The organism is Corynebacterium liangguodongii, assembly GCF_003070865.1.
Taxonomy (GTDB): Bacteria; Actinomycetota; Actinomycetes; order Mycobacteriales; family Mycobacteriaceae; genus Corynebacterium; species Corynebacterium liangguodongii.
Genome location: NZ_CP026948.1, coordinates 2281584 through 2297008, shown reverse-complemented (window position 1 = coordinate 2297008; position 15425 = coordinate 2281584). Strand labels below are relative to the sequence as shown.

The 15425-nt window shown below is 67.0% G+C and carries 14 protein-coding genes; 6 read left to right on the top strand and 8 right to left on the bottom strand.

Going from position 1 to position 15425, the window contains the following annotated elements:
- Positions 1-9: 9 nt before the first annotated feature.
- The 3 genes from C3E79_RS10905 to C3E79_RS10895 all read right to left on the bottom strand — a co-directional run bounded on the left by C3E79_RS10905 (position 10) and on the right by C3E79_RS10895 (position 3259).
- On the bottom strand, positions 10-810 hold the full coding sequence (locus C3E79_RS10905; RefSeq protein WP_108404924.1) for an ABC transporter permease: 801 nt from the start codon (positions 808-810) through the stop codon (positions 10-12).
- A gap of 34 nt (positions 811-844) precedes the next feature.
- On the bottom strand, positions 845-2020 hold the full coding sequence (locus C3E79_RS10900) for an LLM class flavin-dependent oxidoreductase (protein WP_108404923.1): 1176 nt from the start codon (positions 2018-2020) through the stop codon (positions 845-847).
- Positions 2021-2140: 120 nt separating this feature from the next.
- On the bottom strand, positions 2141-3259 hold the full coding sequence (locus C3E79_RS10895) for an MFS transporter (protein ID WP_108405184.1): 1119 nt from the start codon (positions 3257-3259) through the stop codon (positions 2141-2143).
- A 223-nt stretch (positions 3260-3482) separates the two neighbouring features.
- On the opposite strand from C3E79_RS10895, the gene C3E79_RS10890 reads away from it, so the two are divergent.
- Entirely contained in the window at positions 3483-4430 is a 948-nt protein-coding gene (locus C3E79_RS10890; protein ID WP_108404922.1) for an Ldh family oxidoreductase, read from the top strand.
- Here the strand turns inward: C3E79_RS10890 and C3E79_RS10885 are convergent.
- Entirely contained in the window at positions 4427-5893 is a 1467-nt protein-coding gene (locus C3E79_RS10885; RefSeq protein ID WP_108404921.1) for a bifunctional ADP-dependent NAD(P)H-hydrate dehydratase/NAD(P)H-hydrate epimerase, read from the bottom strand. The two genes, C3E79_RS10890 and C3E79_RS10885, sit on opposite strands and share 4 nt — an antisense overlap.
- Before the next feature lie 53 nt (positions 5894-5946).
- Here C3E79_RS10885 and C3E79_RS11715 point away from each other — a divergent pair, with 53 nt between their 5' ends.
- Positions 5947-6069: a hypothetical protein gene (locus C3E79_RS11715; protein WP_268876071.1), complete on the top strand. Its 123-nt coding sequence runs from the start codon at positions 5947-5949 to the stop codon at positions 6067-6069.
- A gap of 50 nt (positions 6070-6119) precedes the next feature.
- Here C3E79_RS11715 and C3E79_RS10880 read toward each other — a convergent pair whose 3' ends face one another.
- The 3 genes from C3E79_RS10880 to aceA all read right to left on the bottom strand — a co-directional run bounded on the left by C3E79_RS10880 (position 6120) and on the right by aceA (position 8822).
- A complete protein-coding gene (locus tag C3E79_RS10880; protein ID WP_108404920.1) occupies positions 6120-6914 on the bottom strand; it encodes an Fpg/Nei family DNA glycosylase in 795 nt (264 codons plus the stop codon).
- A 10-nt stretch (positions 6915-6924) separates the two neighbouring features.
- Positions 6925-7419: a ribonuclease E activity regulator RraA gene (gene rraA / locus C3E79_RS10875; RefSeq protein WP_108404919.1), complete on the bottom strand. Its 495-nt coding sequence runs from the start codon at positions 7417-7419 to the stop codon at positions 6925-6927.
- 107 nt (positions 7420-7526) lie between these two features.
- The gene (gene aceA / locus C3E79_RS10870; protein WP_108404918.1) at positions 7527-8822 is read right to left on the bottom strand and encodes an isocitrate lyase; all 1296 of its coding nucleotides are present in this window, start codon (positions 8820-8822) and stop codon (positions 7527-7529) included.
- A gap of 425 nt (positions 8823-9247) precedes the next feature.
- On the opposite strand from aceA, the gene C3E79_RS10865 reads away from it, so the two are divergent.
- The 4 genes from C3E79_RS10865 to trhO all read left to right on the top strand — a co-directional run bounded on the left by C3E79_RS10865 (position 9248) and on the right by trhO (position 14945).
- The gene (locus C3E79_RS10865) at positions 9248-11455 is read left to right on the top strand and encodes a malate synthase G (protein ID WP_108404917.1); all 2208 of its coding nucleotides are present in this window, start codon (positions 9248-9250) and stop codon (positions 11453-11455) included.
- A 113-nt stretch (positions 11456-11568) separates the two neighbouring features.
- Positions 11569-13062 (top strand): DUF1846 domain-containing protein, encoded by a 1494-nt coding sequence (locus tag C3E79_RS10860; RefSeq protein WP_108404916.1) that lies wholly within the window; start codon positions 11569-11571, stop codon positions 13060-13062.
- A 78-nt stretch (positions 13063-13140) separates the two neighbouring features.
- On the top strand, positions 13141-14019 hold the full coding sequence (locus tag C3E79_RS10855) for a 3-hydroxyacyl-CoA dehydrogenase (protein WP_108404915.1): 879 nt from the start codon (positions 13141-13143) through the stop codon (positions 14017-14019).
- Positions 14020-14042: 23 nt separating this feature from the next.
- On the top strand, positions 14043-14945 hold the full coding sequence (gene trhO / locus C3E79_RS10850; RefSeq protein WP_108404914.1) for an oxygen-dependent tRNA uridine(34) hydroxylase TrhO: 903 nt from the start codon (positions 14043-14045) through the stop codon (positions 14943-14945).
- Here the strand turns inward: trhO and C3E79_RS10845 are convergent.
- A complete protein-coding gene (locus tag C3E79_RS10845) occupies positions 14942-15418 on the bottom strand; it encodes a hypothetical protein (protein ID WP_108404913.1) in 477 nt (158 codons plus the stop codon). The genes trhO and C3E79_RS10845 overlap by 4 nt on opposite strands.
- Positions 15419-15425: the final 7 nt, after the last annotated feature.

Here is a 15425-nt window from a genome sequence, read left to right as displayed (position 1 = left end):
TGGCGTCCTTTATCGGGTGAGGGTGTCGGGGCGGTAACGGAAGGTGTGGCTCTCCCAGGCGCGGATGAGCGCCTCGGAGATCAGGCCGAGCGCGGCGTAGACGATGAGGCCGAAGATGACGAGGTCGGTGCGGTAGAAATCGCGTGCGTTGTTGATCAAAAACCCAAGGCCTTGCCGCGCGTTGACCTGTTCGGCGACGATGAGGGAGAGCCAGGCCGAGGCGTTGGCCTGCCGCAGCCCCACGAAGAGCTGGGGGGCGGCGGAGGGGAAGACGATGTAGCGCAGGCGCTGGGGCAAGGTAAACCCCATGACCGCGCCGGCCTCGAGGAGCTTCGGGTCTACCTGGCGGAACCCGCTCGCGGTGTTGAGGTAGAGCGGGAAGACAACGCCGAGGGCGATGAGCAGGACCTTGGGCAGCTCGCCGATGCCGAACCAGATGATAAACAGAGGCACGAGCCCGAGGTGGGGCACCGCGCGGACCGCCTGGAGAAGCGGGTCGAGGACGGTATCGGCCACGCGCGAGGTGCCGGTGAGGAAGCCGAGGCTGATTCCTAGGAGCGCGCCGAGGAAGAACCCGGCGACCACGCGGCGGCCGGAGACCGCCAACGAGGTGGCGAGCTCGCCGTTGGTGAGGACTTCCCACCCGGCTGTGGCGACGTCGCTAGGCGGCGGCAGGATCTGCGGAGAGATGAGGCCGGACATGGAGCCGAGTTGCCACGCGAGGAGGACGGCGATGGGGGAGATGAGCCGGGCGGGCACGCGCACGGTGCGGCGGGTGCGGGTAGGCGGAGGGGAGATCACTGCGGTCATGGGGTGTGTTCCTTCTCTTGTCTGGGGGCACGCGCTAATCGACGGCCCGAAGCGGGCGTCCCGGAGTACTCGTCGCACGGGCAATTGGGGCGGGGCGGTTCGCCACCGCGACGCCGCGGCGCACAAGCTCGGGCACGACGCCCTCGCCGAAGTGGTAGGTCTCTTCGAGGTTGGGGTAGCCGGAGAGGATGAAGTGCTCCAGCCCGCACGCCGCGTATTCCTCGATGCGGTCGGCCACCTCGGCGTGCGAGCCGACCAGCGCCGTTCCGGCGCCGCCTCGCACCAGACCGATCCCGGCCCACAGGTTGGGGGAGACCTCGAAGTCGCGTGCCCGCGAGGACGATCCGAACGCCTTGCCGCGGTCGTGCAGCTGCGCCATGCGGCGCTGCCCTTCAGAGGCAGAGGTGGCCAAACCCGCCTGAGCCTTGGCCACCTGGTCGGGGGAGATGTTTTCGATGAGCTTCTCCGCCACGGACCATGCCTCCTCCGAGGTGTCGCGGCTGATCACGTGGAGGCGGATGCCGTGGGAGAGCTCGCGGCCGGCGCGGTGGGCGAGGGAGTTGATCCACGCGATCTTCTCGCTTACCTGGGCCGGCGGCTCCCCCCAGGTGAGGTAGGTGTCGGCGAACCGGGCCGCGACCTCGCCGGCGGCGGGGGAGGAGCCGCCGAAGAAGACCCGGGGGACGACCTCCGGGGGATTTGAGAGGCGGGCGTTGTTCACACGCAGGTAGGTCCCCTCGAACTCGACGGTCTCTCCCCGCCAGAGCGCGGTGACGATGTGGAGGAACTCGGCGGTGCGTGCGTAGCGCTGCTGCTTGGTCAGGTAGTCGCCGTAGGCGCGCTGCTCAGCGTCCTCGCCGCCGGTGACGATGTTGACGTTGAGGCGGTTGTTCGACAGGCGCTGGAAGGTTGCGGCCATCTGGGCGGAGAGCGTCGGGCCGATCTGGCCGGGACGGAACGCGATGAGGAACTTGAGCGTGGTGGTGGCGTCGATAAGCGAGGCGTCCGTGAGCCACGAGTCCTCGCACTCCGCGCCGGTCGGGGTGAGGACGGAGTCGAAGCCGTTTTCCTCGGCCGCGAGGGCGATTTGCGCGAGGTAGCTGCGCGTGATGGGGCGCGAGCTGCCCGATGTGGCCGCGCCGTGCCCGCCACCGACGATGGTACGGGCATCCCCGGCGGTCGGCAGGAACCAGTGGAATGTGAGTGCCATGGCGCCACTATGGCAGACAGAGCGGTACGGTCACAATCGTTTGTTTCACGGTGAATTTATTGAGCTCCGGCTACGGTGTGGCCTTTGTATAGACCGATCGGTCTGCGTGGGCGGGGTCTGCTAGCGCAGGATCGGGCGCGACCACAGCGCCATCACGAGCCCGGCCGCCGACGCTAAGAGCGCCGTTAACGCCAGCGTCCCCGCGAGCACCCCGCCGTCGACCGCGAGGGCACCGAGCGCGGAACCCGAGGCGATGCCCACCTGGAAGGTGACCACGTAGATCGCGGAGGCGCGGTCCTGGTTCGGCCCGCCCGCGAAGAGGAAGATGGTGGTGGCCACCGTGGGCAGGGCACCGGCGGCCAGGCCCAACACGGAGATCATCGCCACCGTCGACGCCGTGGCGGCGGGGCCGTGAATGCTCAGGGCGAAAAGCCCCAGCGAGGACGCGAGCACCATGAGGATCGTCGGCACGACGTTGAGACGGATCATGCGCCGGTCAACGCGGCGGCCCGCCCATAGCACGCCGGGGATGCCGATGAGCCCGTAGAGCGCCAGCCCGAAGGGCACCCAGGCCGGTCCCGACGTCGTATTCACGATGAGCCCTAAGTAGGTATACGTGGTAAACAGCGCCGTTACCGCTAGGCCGAGGAAGAGAATTAACGACGGGATCGCCGAGCGCGTCTGCTTGGCCGCGGCCTGCTCGGGAAGGATCGCCGGCATCGCGGGCAGCGTGGCCATGAGCACCAGGAATGAGACCACGACAAGCGCCCCGAGCGCCCACGTGGCGCCGCGCCACCCGATGAGCCCGCCGATGAAGGTCACCGCGGGCGAGCCGAGCACGAGCGCCATCGTCGAGCCGAGAGAGACCACCGCGACCGCCTGGCCTGTATGCCCCTCCCCGCCGAGGCGTGCCGCCATCGGGTTGACCAGCGACCAGAACAGCCCGTGTGTGAGCGCGGCGATGACGCGGGCGATAACGAGTACCGCGTAGGTGGGAGCGACGGCCTGCAGCACGACGCCTGCCAGCAGGAACACGAGAGTGGCCATGTAGAGCGGCTTGCGGTCGATGCGGCGGGTGTAGTGCATCGCCGGGATGGTGATGAGCGCGACGATGCCCGCGTAGACCGTCATGAGTAGCCCGATGCTGCCCTCGGTCACGCCTAAATCGCGTGCCATGGGGGCAATGAGCCCCACGGCGAAGACTTCGAAGGTGACATAGACGAACGCCGCGAACCCCATCGCGGCCAAGGGCACGATATTTCTCACCGGTTCACGGTAACTCACCTGCGGCGCGCCTGCTTGACGACGCCCCCTCGCCGCCCCAGCCAGGAGCGCTGCCACCGTCGCGGCTTGAACCTCGCGGGTGCCAAATCCCGTGTTGCGTGGTAGAGATGTGGCACTTTCCCCAGTTCGCTGAGCCGCCCCTCCCACAATCTGGCACTCACCACCTACGGTGGATGCCATGAAGCTCGACATAGACACAGTCCGCACCACCTTCCGCGATGCCTTCCTCGCCCACGGCATGAGTAGGGCCCAGGCAGAGTCCCCCGCCGGGGTGTTCCTCGACGCCGAGCTGGCGGGCAAGCCGAGCCACGGGGCCTACCATCTGCTCGGCTACTTAGACGCGCTCGACGAGGGGCGGATCAACGGCGACGCCGACCCGAAGGCGAAAGTGCGCGGCGCGGTGTTGTCGATCGACGCCGATGAAGGGCTCGCCCAGTATGCCCTGGAGCACCACCTCGACGCCTTGGTCGACCTCGCCCACGCCCAGGGCGTGGCGGTGGCCGCGGTGGGAAACACCTACACCACCGGCGAGCTCGGGTGGTACCCGCGGCTCTTCTCCCGCCACGGGCTCGTGAGCCTGACCGCGACAAACTCGCCCGCCCTGGTCGCGCTCTCCGCGACGGGCGAGCGCGTGGTGGGAACCAACCCGATGGCCTTCGGCGTGCCCGGGGCCATGGTGATCGACCAGGCGGTCACGCCCGAGGCGTTCCTCAAGGTGCGCCAGCGCGCCGAGCGCGGAGAGGCTATCCCCGAGGGCTGGGCCGTGGACGGCGAGGGGCGCCCCACCACCGACGCCGCCGTTGCGGTGGAGGAGGGCGCGATGCTCCCCAACGGGGGAAGGCGCGGCGGAAACCTGGCGCTCATCCTCGAGACTCTGGCGATGCTGGCAGGAGGGGAGTCCTCCCTCGCCGCCGCGGGCAAGGGGAAGGCATCTCCCTCTGTTGGCCTATTCTGCCTGGTGATGGACCCGTCGTTTTTCGGTGAAGGCAGCCTGGAGCGACTCGTCGGGCACCTGGAGCTGCTCCGCGAGCGATACGAGGTCTACATCCCCGGCCGCGGCCACGTGGAGCCGGGCGAACTCGACATTGATGATGGGACGTGGAGCGAGGTCCTCGCCGCGCTTTAGCTCAGCTTTGCCGTCGCCGCACGCACGTGCTTGGCGATCTCGCTCGCCGAGGTCTGGGCCTCGCCCCACGGAGTATCCGCGGCCAGCTTCGCCGCCATCGCGTGCACGCGTATCGACGCCCCAACTCCCGCCTCCCCGTCCCGCGCCACGCGGGCACCCATGATCCCGGCCAGCACGTCTCCCGAGCCCGGGGTGGCGGCCCAGGAGTTCCCGGCATCGACGATCTCTGTTGCGCCGGAAGGCTCGGCGACGATGGTGGCCCGGCCCTTGCGCACCACCGTGCACTTCAGGTGTGCGGCCATGGCGAGCGCCTCGGAGCAGCGATCGCTTTCCTTCAGGCCGAATGCGTCCCGCAGCCTCTGAAACTCCCCGTCGTGGGGGGTCACAATAGTAGGGTGCGTCCTTTTTACTAGGGAAGTCTGCAGGTCAACGTGGTGTTCGAGGAGGGTCAGCCCGTCGGCGTCGATAAGCACTGGCACGTCCTGGCCCAGCACCCACCCCAGCTCGCGGCGCGCTGCCTCGTCGGTGCCCGCGCCGGGCCCGAACACCCACGCCTGCACGCGGCCGGCCGTATCGATACTGTCCGTGGCCACGACCTCCGGATGCGCGCGGACGACCTCGAGGGCCTGCGGGCCCGCGTAGCGCACCATCGCCGGGGTAGCGGCGACGGCGCCCGCGACACAGAGAATCGCCGCGCCGGGGTAGGCCCCGCTGCCCGCCCGGATACCGACAACCCCGCCGGTGTACTTGTCGTCGTAGAAGCCCGGCTCGCTAGAACCCAGGCGCGGGGCGCCGAGCTGAGAGATCCCCGCGGGCCACTCGTGCTGGGGGCCGGTCGCCCGGGAGATGGACGTGCCGTCGTGCCTGGACAGCTCCGCGGCCAGGCTGCGGCCCCCGACGCCGATGTCCGCGAGTAATTGCACCCCGCACTCTGGCGCGAGCCCGTGCGCGAGGCGCCACCCGCCGAAGGTCACAGTGACGTTGGCTGTGATGTGGTTTTCGCCCCGCTCGCCTGTATCCGCGCTGATCCCGCTGGGAACGTCGACGGCGAGGACGGTGCAGCCCCGGCACGCGGCCTGGAACTCTGGCGGGAGGTCGCCTGACCCGCCGATGCCCAAGACGCCGTCGACGACCAGGCGATAGTCACCCTCGGGACGCTCGACGACGCGGCCCCCCGCGTTGGCGAACGCCTCCAAGGCGCGGGGGTGAGCCGCATCGAATACGGGCCACGCATCGACATCGCGCCCGGACATTGCCAACTCCGCACCCGCGTAGAGAGCATCACCGCCGTTGCCGCCCTTGCCCACCAGCAGCAGGATCCGGCCCTCCGGCGCGAGGTGGCCGGCCACATCGAAGACCGCGTGCGCTGCCTGTTGCATCAGCTCGTCCGGGTGCGACTGGGTCTCGAGCAGGGGGCGCTCCGCGGCGCGGATCTGGTCAGCGGTGTAGGCCAGGGTGTTCATAGGACCCACTGTAGGTCTGCGGACCACGAGGCGTTTGACTTATGGTCAAGGTCATGAGTGTTGGTATTACCGAAATCTTTCTGATTGCGGGCGGGATCGTCGGGGGATTGCTCGTCCCGGCGCTACTCGCGGTGATCGCGGTGCTGATGTACAAGATCTACAAGCAGGGGCGGTAGTGAGGTTTAGCTGCTAGGCCTCAACACCTCCGCCCGCCCCGGTCCCGCGCTCACCCCTGGCAACCCGGGCACCAGAACAGGTTGCGCCCCTCAACTTTGCGCACCGCGACCGGCGTGCCGCACACAAAGCAGGGCTCGCCGGCGCGGCGGTAGACGTAGACCTCGCCGCCGTGGTCGTCCTTGCGGGGCGGGCGCCCCATCGCCTCCGGGGTGTGCTGCTCACGCACGGTGTCGATGCGGCCGTGCTCGAACCCGTAGCGCATGAGAAGAACCAGGTCATCCCATAAAACGAAAAACTCCTCGCGCGAGAGCTCGCGGCCGGGCAGGAACGGGGAAACGCCCTGCCGGAAGAGCGCTTCGGCGCGGTAGATGTTGCCCACCCCGGCGAAGAGCTTCTGGTCCATCATGAGCGAGCCTATCGCGCGTGTCGACGCCTGGACGCGCGAAAACAGGGCGTCCGGCGAGGCGTCCTCCCGCAGCGGGTCCTCTCCCGTGCGATCGAGGATGCCTTGCATCTCGGCGGGGGAGACGTAGCGGCAAAATTGCGGGCCGCGCAGGTTGGCGGCCGTTTCGCCGGCGACGAGGCGCAGCCGGATCTGCCCCCAGACGTCCTCGGCTGGCTCGAAGCGCAGTGAACCGATAAGGCCCAGGTGGATGTAGACGATCTCGCCGCCCGAGAAGGTTAAGAACAAATGCTTGCCGTGGGCTTCGGCGAGGGCGAGGGAGGAGGCGTCGATAAGCGTGGCGTCGAAGCGGCCCTGCGGGGAGGAAATAGCCAGCGGCCCGCCGCGAAACCTCTCGTTGAGGTGCGCGGCGAGCCGGTGGATGACGTGGCCTTCGGGCATTCGCCCTACTTTACTGGTCTATGGGCTCGGCGGTGACGACGACGCCGTCCGCATCCGCGTAGAGAAAGTGCCCCGGGTGGAACACGACGCCTCCGAAGGAGACCTGGACGTTGACCTCGCCGGCGCCGTCCTTGTTGGACTTGCGGGGGTTGGTGCCAAGAGCCTTGCAGCCGAACGGCATCTTCGCCACCTCAGCGGAGTCACGGATCGCGCCGTTGATGACCACCCCGGCCCAGCCGTTGTCCACCCCGGCCTGGGCTATCATGTCGCCCATGAGCGCGGTGTGCAGGCCGCCGTGTCCGTCGACGACGAGGACGCGGCCGTTGCCGGGGGAGTTCAGCGTCTTTTTCACCAGGCCGTTGTCCTGGAAGCACTTGATGGTGACAATCTCGCCGCAGAACTCGGTGTGGCCACCGTAGTTGGTGAACTGGGTATCGCAGCTAGCCAGCTGTTCCTGGTCGCCGTAGAGGTCGGCGATGTCTGCTGTTGCCATGGGCGAAGTCATGACGGGGGTCTCCTTTTGCAGGGAAGGGGGGTATCGGGGGGACGCGTGAAGGGGAAGCCCTCGGCAGGCTTCCCCTTCACATGGTGGTGCGAACTAGCGCAGGACCCTTAGAACTGGGACTCCTCGGTGGAGCCCTTCAGGGCTGCGGTGGAGGTGTTCGGGTCAACCGTGGTGGCGATGTTGTCGAAGTAGCCGGCGCCGACCTCGCGCTGGTGCTTCACGGCGGTGAAGCCGCGCTCCTCGGCGGCCGCGAACTCGCGGTTCTGCAGGTCGACGAAGGCGGTCATGCCCTCGCGAGCGTAGCCGTGGGCCAGGTCGAACATGCCGTAGTTGAGGGCGTGGAAGCCGGCCAGGGTGATGAACTGGAAGGCGAAGCCCATTGCGCCGAGTTCCTTCTGGAACTTCGCGATCTCCTCCGGGGAGAGGTGCTTGGACCAGTTGAAGGACGGGGAGCAGTTGTAGGCCAGGAGCTGGTCCGGGAACTCGGACTTGACGCCCTCGGCGAACTTCTTGGCCAGCTCGAGGTCCGGGGTGCCGGTCTCCATCCAGATCAGGTCAGCGTAGGGAGCGTAAGACTTCGCACGTGCAATGCAGGGCTCGATGCCGTTCTTGACGTAGTAGTAGCCCTCGGCGGACTTCTCGCCGGTGAGGAACTGCTGGTCGCGCTCGTCGACGTCGGAGGTGATCAGGGTGGCGGCCTCGGCGTCGGTGCGGGCGATGATGACCGTCGGGGTGTTGGCAACGTCGGCAGCCAGGCGAGCCGAGGTCAGGGTGCGGATGTGCTGCTGGGTCGGGATGAGGACCTTGCCGCCGAGGTGGCCGCACTTCTTCTCGGAGGCCAGCTGGTCCTCCCAGTGCGTGCCGGCGGCGCCGGCGTTGATCATGGCCTTCTGCAGCTCGTAGACGTTGAGAGCGCCGCCGAAGCCGGCCTCGCCGTCGGCGACGATCGGGACGAGCCAGTTGTCGATGGAGTCGTCGCCCTCGACGCGGGCGATCTCGTCGGCGCGCAGCAGCGCGTTGTTGATGCGGCGGACAACGTTAGGAACGGAGTTGGCCGGGTAGAGGGACTGGTCCGGGTAGGTGTGGCCCGCCAGGTTGGCGTCGCCGGCGACCTGCCAGCCGGAGAGGTAGACGGCCTTGAGGCCACCGCGGACCTGCTGGACCGCCTGGTTACCGGTCAGGGCGCCGAGGGCGTGGATGTACTCGCCGTTGCCCTGGTTGACGCCCTCCCACAGGATCTCGGCGCCGCGGCGTGCAAGAGTGTGCTCCTCAACGACAGTGCCCTGCAGCTTCTCAACCTGCTCGGCGGTGTAGTCGCGCTGAACGTTAGCCCAGCGGGGGTTTTCGTCCCAGTCCTTCTGGATCTCTGCTGCGGTGCGTGCCTTGCCTGTGTTGGTGGTCATGCTATCCCCTTTCGATGGGAAATTGTGTGGCTCGTTGCTAATCACACCGGTTGTGAAGTGAGACACTTCAACGGGTGATGTTGCTTCCAGTATTGCCACGGGGGTGATCTGCGTCAACATCTTCGCCCTGTTAGGTTTCGTACGGGGGGACGGCCCAGTTTTGCGAAGTTTGCAAAGATATCCCCCGGCCTTGAGCGGCCGCCGCGGCGCTTTGTGCCAGTTAGGCGCGCATTTATGAGGGTGCGTGCGCGGAGCTCCGCGGGGGGTAGGAACCGGTGAAACATCCGCGTTTGCCGCGGCCAAGTCAAAAAGGTCGGGGGTAGTGCTCCCGCCCCACCGCTCCTGCCCCGTGACTTCCGTGACTCGTCTCACTAACCTCGGTGAGCAAGCCCGAAGTAACACACGCTGAAAGGAAGCGCCCTACTATGACTACTTCACAACCAGCAGGCCTGGAGGATCGAGCCGAGCGCGTTGCAGTCGCTGGCCTCCAGGTGGCCAAGCCCCTCTATAACTTCGTCGTCGAATCCCTCCTGCCCGAAATCGGCGTGGACGCCGAGACGTTCTGGGCCGAGGCGGCCAGCTTCTTCGCGGATCTCACGCCGAAGAACAAGGCCCTCCTGGGGCGCCGCGAGGACCTTCAGCGCAAGCTCGACGAGTACTACCGGGCCAACCCCGGCCGGCCCGAGCCCGCCGAGCACGAGTCCTTCCTGCGCCAGATCGGCTACCTCGTGGACCAGCCGCGCGAGACCGAGATCCGCACCACCAACGTCGATCCGGAGTTCGCCGAGGTCGCGGGGCCGCAGCTCGTCGTGCCGATTACGAACGCGCGCTTTGCCATCAACGCCGCCAACGCGCGCTTCGGCTCGCTTTACGACGCCCTCTACGGCACCGATGTCATCCCCACCGACGGCGGGGCCGAGCCCGGTAAGGGCTACAACCCCGTGCGCGGGGACAAGGTCATCGCCTGGGCGCGTACCTTCCTCGACCAGGCCGCGCCGCTTGATGGCGCGAGCCACGCGGACGTCGAGAAGTACTCTGTGGACTCCGGCTCCTTCCGTGCCACCGTGGGCGGTGCAGACTACGCACTCAAAGACCCCGAGCTCTATGTCGGCTACCAGGGTGAGATCGTGGACCCGACCGCGATCGTGCTGCGCCACAACGGGCTGCACATCCTCATTCAGATCGACCCGGAGCACCCCGTGGGCAAGGGCGACAAGGCCCACGTCAAGGACCTGCTCATCGAGTCCGCGGTGAGCTCGATCATGGACTTCGAAGACTCCGCCGCCGCCGTCGACGGCACGGACAAGGCTGCGGCGTACGCTACGTGGCTTGGGCTCAACAAGGGCGATATCTCCGAGACCGTGACCAAGGGCGAGAAGTCCTTCGAGCGCGTCCAGGCCGACGACCTGCTCTACACGGGCAAGGACGGCGGCGAGGTGCGCCTGCACGGCCGCGCCATGATGCTGTGCCGTAACGTGGGCCACCTCATGACCACCCCGGCGATCCTCGTCGACGGCGAAGAGGTCCCCGAGGGCCTGCTTGACGCGCTGATCACCGTCGCCGCCGCCATCCCGGGCCTGCGCGAGGACAACCCGCACCGCAACTCGCGCACCGGTTCGATGTACATCGTCAAACCGAAGCAGCACGGCCCGGATGAGGTCGCGTTCACCAACGAGATCTTCGACCGCGTGGAGAAGATCTTCGGTCTGCCGCAATACACCGTCAAGGTCGGCGTGATGGATGAGGAGCGCCGCACGACCGTCAACCTCGACGCCTGCATCGACGCAGCCGCGGACCGCCTCGTGTTCATCAACACCGGCTTCCTCGACCGCACCGGCGACGAGATTCACACATCCATGTACGCCGGGCCCTTCCTGCGCAAGGCGGACCTGCAGACCGCGGCGTGGAAGCAGGCCTACGAGAACAACAACGTCGACGCCGGCATCGAGCACGGGCTGCCCGGCCGCGCCCAGATTGGTAAGGGCATGTGGGCCGAGACCGAGCACATGGCCGCGATGGTGGAGAAGAAGGTTGGCCAGCCGAAGGAGGGCGCAAACACCGCGTGGGTGCCTTCCCCGACCGGCGCGACGCTCCACGCCGTGCACTACCACCAGGTCGATGTCGTGGCTACGCAGGACGAGCTGCGTGCGGCGGGTCGCCGCGATAGCCTCGCCGACATCCTCACGGTGCCTGTGGCCGAGGGGGATATCTGGTCGGAGGAGGAAAAGCGCGAGGAGGTTGACAACAACTGCCAGTCGATCTTGGGCTACGTCATCCGCTGGGTTGAGCAGGGCGTCGGCTGCTCCAAGGTGCCCGACATCCACGACGTCGACCTCATGGAGGACCGCGCCACCCTGCGCATCTCCTCGCAGATCCTCGCCAACTGGCTCGTCCACGGCATCGTCAGCGAGGAGCAGGTCGTGGAATCCCTCGAGCGCATGGCCAAGGTCGTGGACAAGCAGAACGAGGGCGACCCGGCGTACCGCCCGATGGCCGCGGACTACGAGGCGTCCATCGGCTTCCAGGCCGCCAAGGATCTCATCTTGAACGGCACGACCTCGCCGTCCGGCTACACCGAGCCGATCCTGCACGCTCGTCGCCGCGAGTTCAAGCAGGTCAACGGCCTGGCATAGCCCTGGCCGCGGCGCCCCACCCCGCCGGGGAAACCTCACCTCCGGGGAGGGGGCGCGTGCGCGCGCTAGAGTGGAGAAGCGTTATTTCTCGTTCGAGACAGAAGGGCTCCCGGGTGCCGTACACACGAGGCTTTGACCGCCAGAAGTACATCGAGATGCAGTCGGAGCACATCAGTGCGCGCCGCGCGGGCATCGGCGGCAAGCTCTACCTGGAGATGGGCGGCAAGCTTTTCGACGACCACCATGCCGCCCGGGTCCTCCCCGGCTTCACCCCCGACAACAAGATTGCCATGCTCGAGCGCATTAAAGATGAGGTCGAGATCATGGTGTGTGTCAGCGCCCAGGACATCCTGCGCCAGAAGATCCGCGCGGATCTCGGCATCACGTACGAAGACGACGTGCTTCGCCTTGTCGACGTCTTCCGTGAGCGCGGGTTTATGGTTGACCATGTCGTCGTCACGCAGCTCGAGCCTGGAAACGCCCCGGCGGAAGCGTTCGTCGAGCGCCTCGAACGCCTCGGCCTGAAGGTCTCGCGCCACCGCGTCATCCCCGGCTACCCCAACGAGACCGCGCGCATCGTCTCCGAGGAAGGGTTCGGCCTCAACGACTACGCCGAGACCACGCGCGACCTCATCGTCATGACGGCCCCGGGGCCCGGTTCCGGCAAGCTAGCCACCTGCCTGTCCCAGATCTACCACGAGCACAAGCGCGGCATCCCCGCAGGTTACGCGAAGTTCGAGACCTTCCCCATCTGGAACCTGCCGCTGTCACACCCGGTGAACCTCGCCTACGAGGCCGCCACCGCCGACCTCGACGACATCAACGTCATCGACCAGTACCACCTCGACGCCTACGGCGAGAAGGTCTCCAGCTACAACCGCGATGTCGAGGTCTTCCCGCTGCTGAAGTCTCTGCTCAAGGAGGTCACGGGCGAGGAGCCATACCAGTCGCCGACCGACATGGGGGTCAACATGGCCGGCTACTGCATCTCCGACGACGCGGCCTGCCGCCACGCCGCGCAGCAGGAGATCATCCGCCGCTACCTCAAGGAGCTCGTCGACGAGCGCCGCAGCGACCGCGACTCCACCTTCTCCGACCGCATCTCCAACGTCATGCGCAAGGCGGACCTCACCGTCTCCATGCGCAGCGTCCTCGCCCCGGCCCTGGAGGTCGAGGCGGCCACGGGCCAGCCGGGCGCCGCGCTTGAGCTGCCGGACGGGCGCATTGTCACGGGTAAGACCTCCGACCTGTTGGGGCCCTCGGCTGCCGTGCTGCTCAACGCGCTCAAGGCGCTGGCGCGCATTCCTGACGACGTCCACCTGCTCCTGCCGAGCTCCATCGAGCCTATCCAGTCCCTCAAGACCACCTACCTCGGGTCGGCCAACCCCCGCCTGCACACCGATGAGGTGCTCATCGCGTTGTCGTCCTCGGCGGCGAACAACCCCATCGCGGCGCGCGCCCTCGAGCAGCTGCCCGCACTGCGCGGCTGTGACGCGCACACGACGACGATCCTCGGCAATGTAGACGAGACCATCTTCCGCAACCTCGGTGTGCTGGTGACCTCGGAGCCGAAGTACTGGAAGAAGTCGCTCTACCACAAGAAGTAGGCCGGGCCCCGGCCGCACGTCAGTTTTTAGCGGCAGTTTTGGCCGCGCGCGAGCGCACGCGAACGTATGCTATCTGGCATGGAGATCAACAAGGTAGCCGTGCTTGGCGCGGGCGTGTTGGGTTCGCAGATCGCACTGGTGACTGCGATCCGGGGGTTCGAGGTGGTGTCCTGGGACATCAGCGAGGAGGCTGTCGAGGCCGCCTCGCAACGCTATGACAAGTTCGGCCACCGGATTGCGGCCGAGGTAGACGATATTGATGAGCGCGCGGTGGCCGAGGGCCGCAGCCGCCTATCGTTGACCACGGATCTCGCCGCGGCTGTCCGCGACGCCGACCTGGTGATCGAGGCCGTGCCGGAGAACCTCGCCATCAAGCGGGAGGTATGGGCCAAGGTCGGCGCGGCGGCCCCAGCACGCGCGATCTTTGCGACGAATACCTCGACCCTCCTGCCGAGCGATTTCGCCGAGGCGACCGGGCGAGCGGAGCAGTTCTTGGCGCTGCACTTTGCCAACCTCATCTGGAAGAACAACACCGCTGAGGTTATGCCGCATAAGGGCACGGATCCGGCCTATGTCGATATCCTCGGCGAGTTCGCGGAGCGCATCGGGATGGTTCCCATCAAGCTGAAGAAGGAACAGCCAGGCTACGTTCTCAACACACTCCTCGTGCCTTTCCTTGAGGCGGGCATGTACCTCGTCGGCAGCGATATAGCAGAGCCCGCGGACGTCGACCTCGACTGGCGCAACTCCACCGGATCACCGATGGGGCCGTTCGAGACGATCGACATGATCGGCCTGCGCACCGTCAAGGCCGTCCGCGAGACCCGCCCGAATGATGCCGAGTGGTATAAGAACTTCGGCGCTCTCGTCGACAGCATGATCGAGAAGGGTCACGTTGGTCAAGAGGCCGGCCAGGGCTTCTTCACCTACGACGATGACGGGAACATCGTCGGCTAGGCCGTGAACTACAATCACGGGGCATGACCAGCAAGATCCTGCTCTACTACAAGTTCCAGCCCATCGCTGAGCCAGAGGCGGTCCGCCTCTGGCAGCGGGACTTGTGCGAGGGCCTGGGCCTACGCGGGCGCATTATCGTCTCCCCCGACGGCATCAACGGCACCGTCGGGGGAGCGCTTGCATCCTGCAAAACCTACGTGCGCAAGACTCGCGAGTACTTCCGCGGCATGGAGTTTAAGTGGTCCGAGGGCTCGGCGGAGGACTTTCCCAAGCTGAGCGTGAAAGCCCGCGACGAAATCGTCTCCTTCGGCGTGCCGGGCGAGCTGAAGGTCGATGAGCACGGTGTCGTCGGCGGTGGGGTGCACCTCAGCCCCGAGGGTGTGCACGAGCTCGTGCGCGATCGCGGAGAAGACGTCGTCTTCTTCGACGGGCGCAACGCCCGCGAGGCGGAAATCGGGCGGTTTAGGCATGCTGTCGTTCCCGAGGTGGAGACCACCCACGATTTCGTCGCCGAGCTGGACTCCGGCAAGTACGACTGGATGAAAGACAAGCCCGTGGTGTCCTACTGCACGGGCGGGATCCGTTGCGAGGTGCTCACCAGCCTGATGCGCAACCGGGGTTTCACCGAGGTCTACCAAATAGACGGGGGGATCGTGCGCTACGGGGAGAAGTACGGCAACTCCGGGCTGTGGGAAGGATCCCTCTACGTCTTCGACGGGCGCATGCACACAGAGTTCGGCGCCCCAAACGACCCCAATTTCGTGCAGCTTGGGCACTGCGTGCACTGTGGGGGCGCGACCAACGACTTCTACAACTGCGCCAACGAGCCCCAGTGCCGCGCCCAGTACCTCAGCTGCGCGGCGTGCCGGGAGGGCAACCCCTACTGCGGGCGGTGCACGGAGGCCCGGGCGCCCGGCGCGAGCTAGGAGGCGCCGTCGAGCGCGATGATGCCGATGGTCACGGTGAGCCACCACATCGTAAAAGGCACGATGGGCAGCCAGAACACGCCCATCCACGGGACCCAACGCTCGTAGCGGTTGAGCTTGCGCACCATAATGACCGCGCACCCTAACAGGCCGGCGATGGGAGGAAGCGATGCGAGTGCCGCCCACCACGTCCGCGCGCCGGGCGTGCACAGCCAGGTGGCCTCCCCGGCGTCGCAAAGCGGACCACCCCGCAGCCGGAACAACAGGCCGAGGGCGAACCCGACGAGCAGGGTAGAGGCCACCGTGGCCGCGGCGTATGTGATCGCCTGCCGCGTCGAGGCGGCGTTGCGCCGCTGGAGCTCCACGGGGTCGGGCCCGGCCGCGAGGTCGTCGAGCGTTTCCGGCTGCGGGGGCAGGCGGTTGTAGCGGTCCACGGAGGCGTGGGGGAGGTTCTCCGGGTGGCTGGTGCTCATACCGCCC

Bases quoted from the DNA above. Each gene is read 5' to 3' on its own strand.
- C3E79_RS10905 (WP_108404924.1), bottom strand. From the start codon at position 810: ATGACCGCAGTGATCTCCCCTCCGCCTACCCGCACCCGCCGCACCGTG.
- C3E79_RS10900 (WP_108404923.1), bottom strand. From the start codon at position 2,020: ATGGCACTCACATTCCACTGGTTCCTGCCGACCGCCGGGGATGCCCGT.
- C3E79_RS10895 (WP_108405184.1), bottom strand. From the start codon at position 3,259: ATGGGGTTCGCGGCGTTCGTCTATGTCACCTTCGAAGTCTTCGCCGTG.
- C3E79_RS10890 (WP_108404922.1), top strand. From the start codon at position 3,483: ATGAAGCTCGACATAGACACAGTCCGCACCACCTTCCGCGATGCCTTC.
- C3E79_RS10885 (WP_108404921.1), bottom strand. From the start codon at position 5,893: ATGAACACCCTGGCCTACACCGCTGACCAGATCCGCGCCGCGGAGCGC.
- C3E79_RS11715 (WP_268876071.1), top strand. From the start codon at position 5,947: ATGAGTGTTGGTATTACCGAAATCTTTCTGATTGCGGGCGGGATCGTC.
- C3E79_RS10880 (WP_108404920.1), bottom strand. From the start codon at position 6,914: ATGCCCGAAGGCCACGTCATCCACCGGCTCGCCGCGCACCTCAACGAG.
- rraA (WP_108404919.1), bottom strand. From the start codon at position 7,419: ATGACTTCGCCCATGGCAACAGCAGACATCGCCGACCTCTACGGCGAC.
- aceA (WP_108404918.1), bottom strand. From the start codon at position 8,822: ATGACCACCAACACAGGCAAGGCACGCACCGCAGCAGAGATCCAGAAG.
- C3E79_RS10865 (WP_108404917.1), top strand. From the start codon at position 9,248: ATGACTACTTCACAACCAGCAGGCCTGGAGGATCGAGCCGAGCGCGTT.
- C3E79_RS10855 (WP_108404915.1), top strand. From the start codon at position 13,141: ATGGAGATCAACAAGGTAGCCGTGCTTGGCGCGGGCGTGTTGGGTTCG.
- trhO (WP_108404914.1), top strand. From the start codon at position 14,043: ATGACCAGCAAGATCCTGCTCTACTACAAGTTCCAGCCCATCGCTGAG.
- C3E79_RS10845 (WP_108404913.1), bottom strand. From the start codon at position 15,418: ATGAGCACCAGCCACCCGGAGAACCTCCCCCACGCCTCCGTGGACCGC.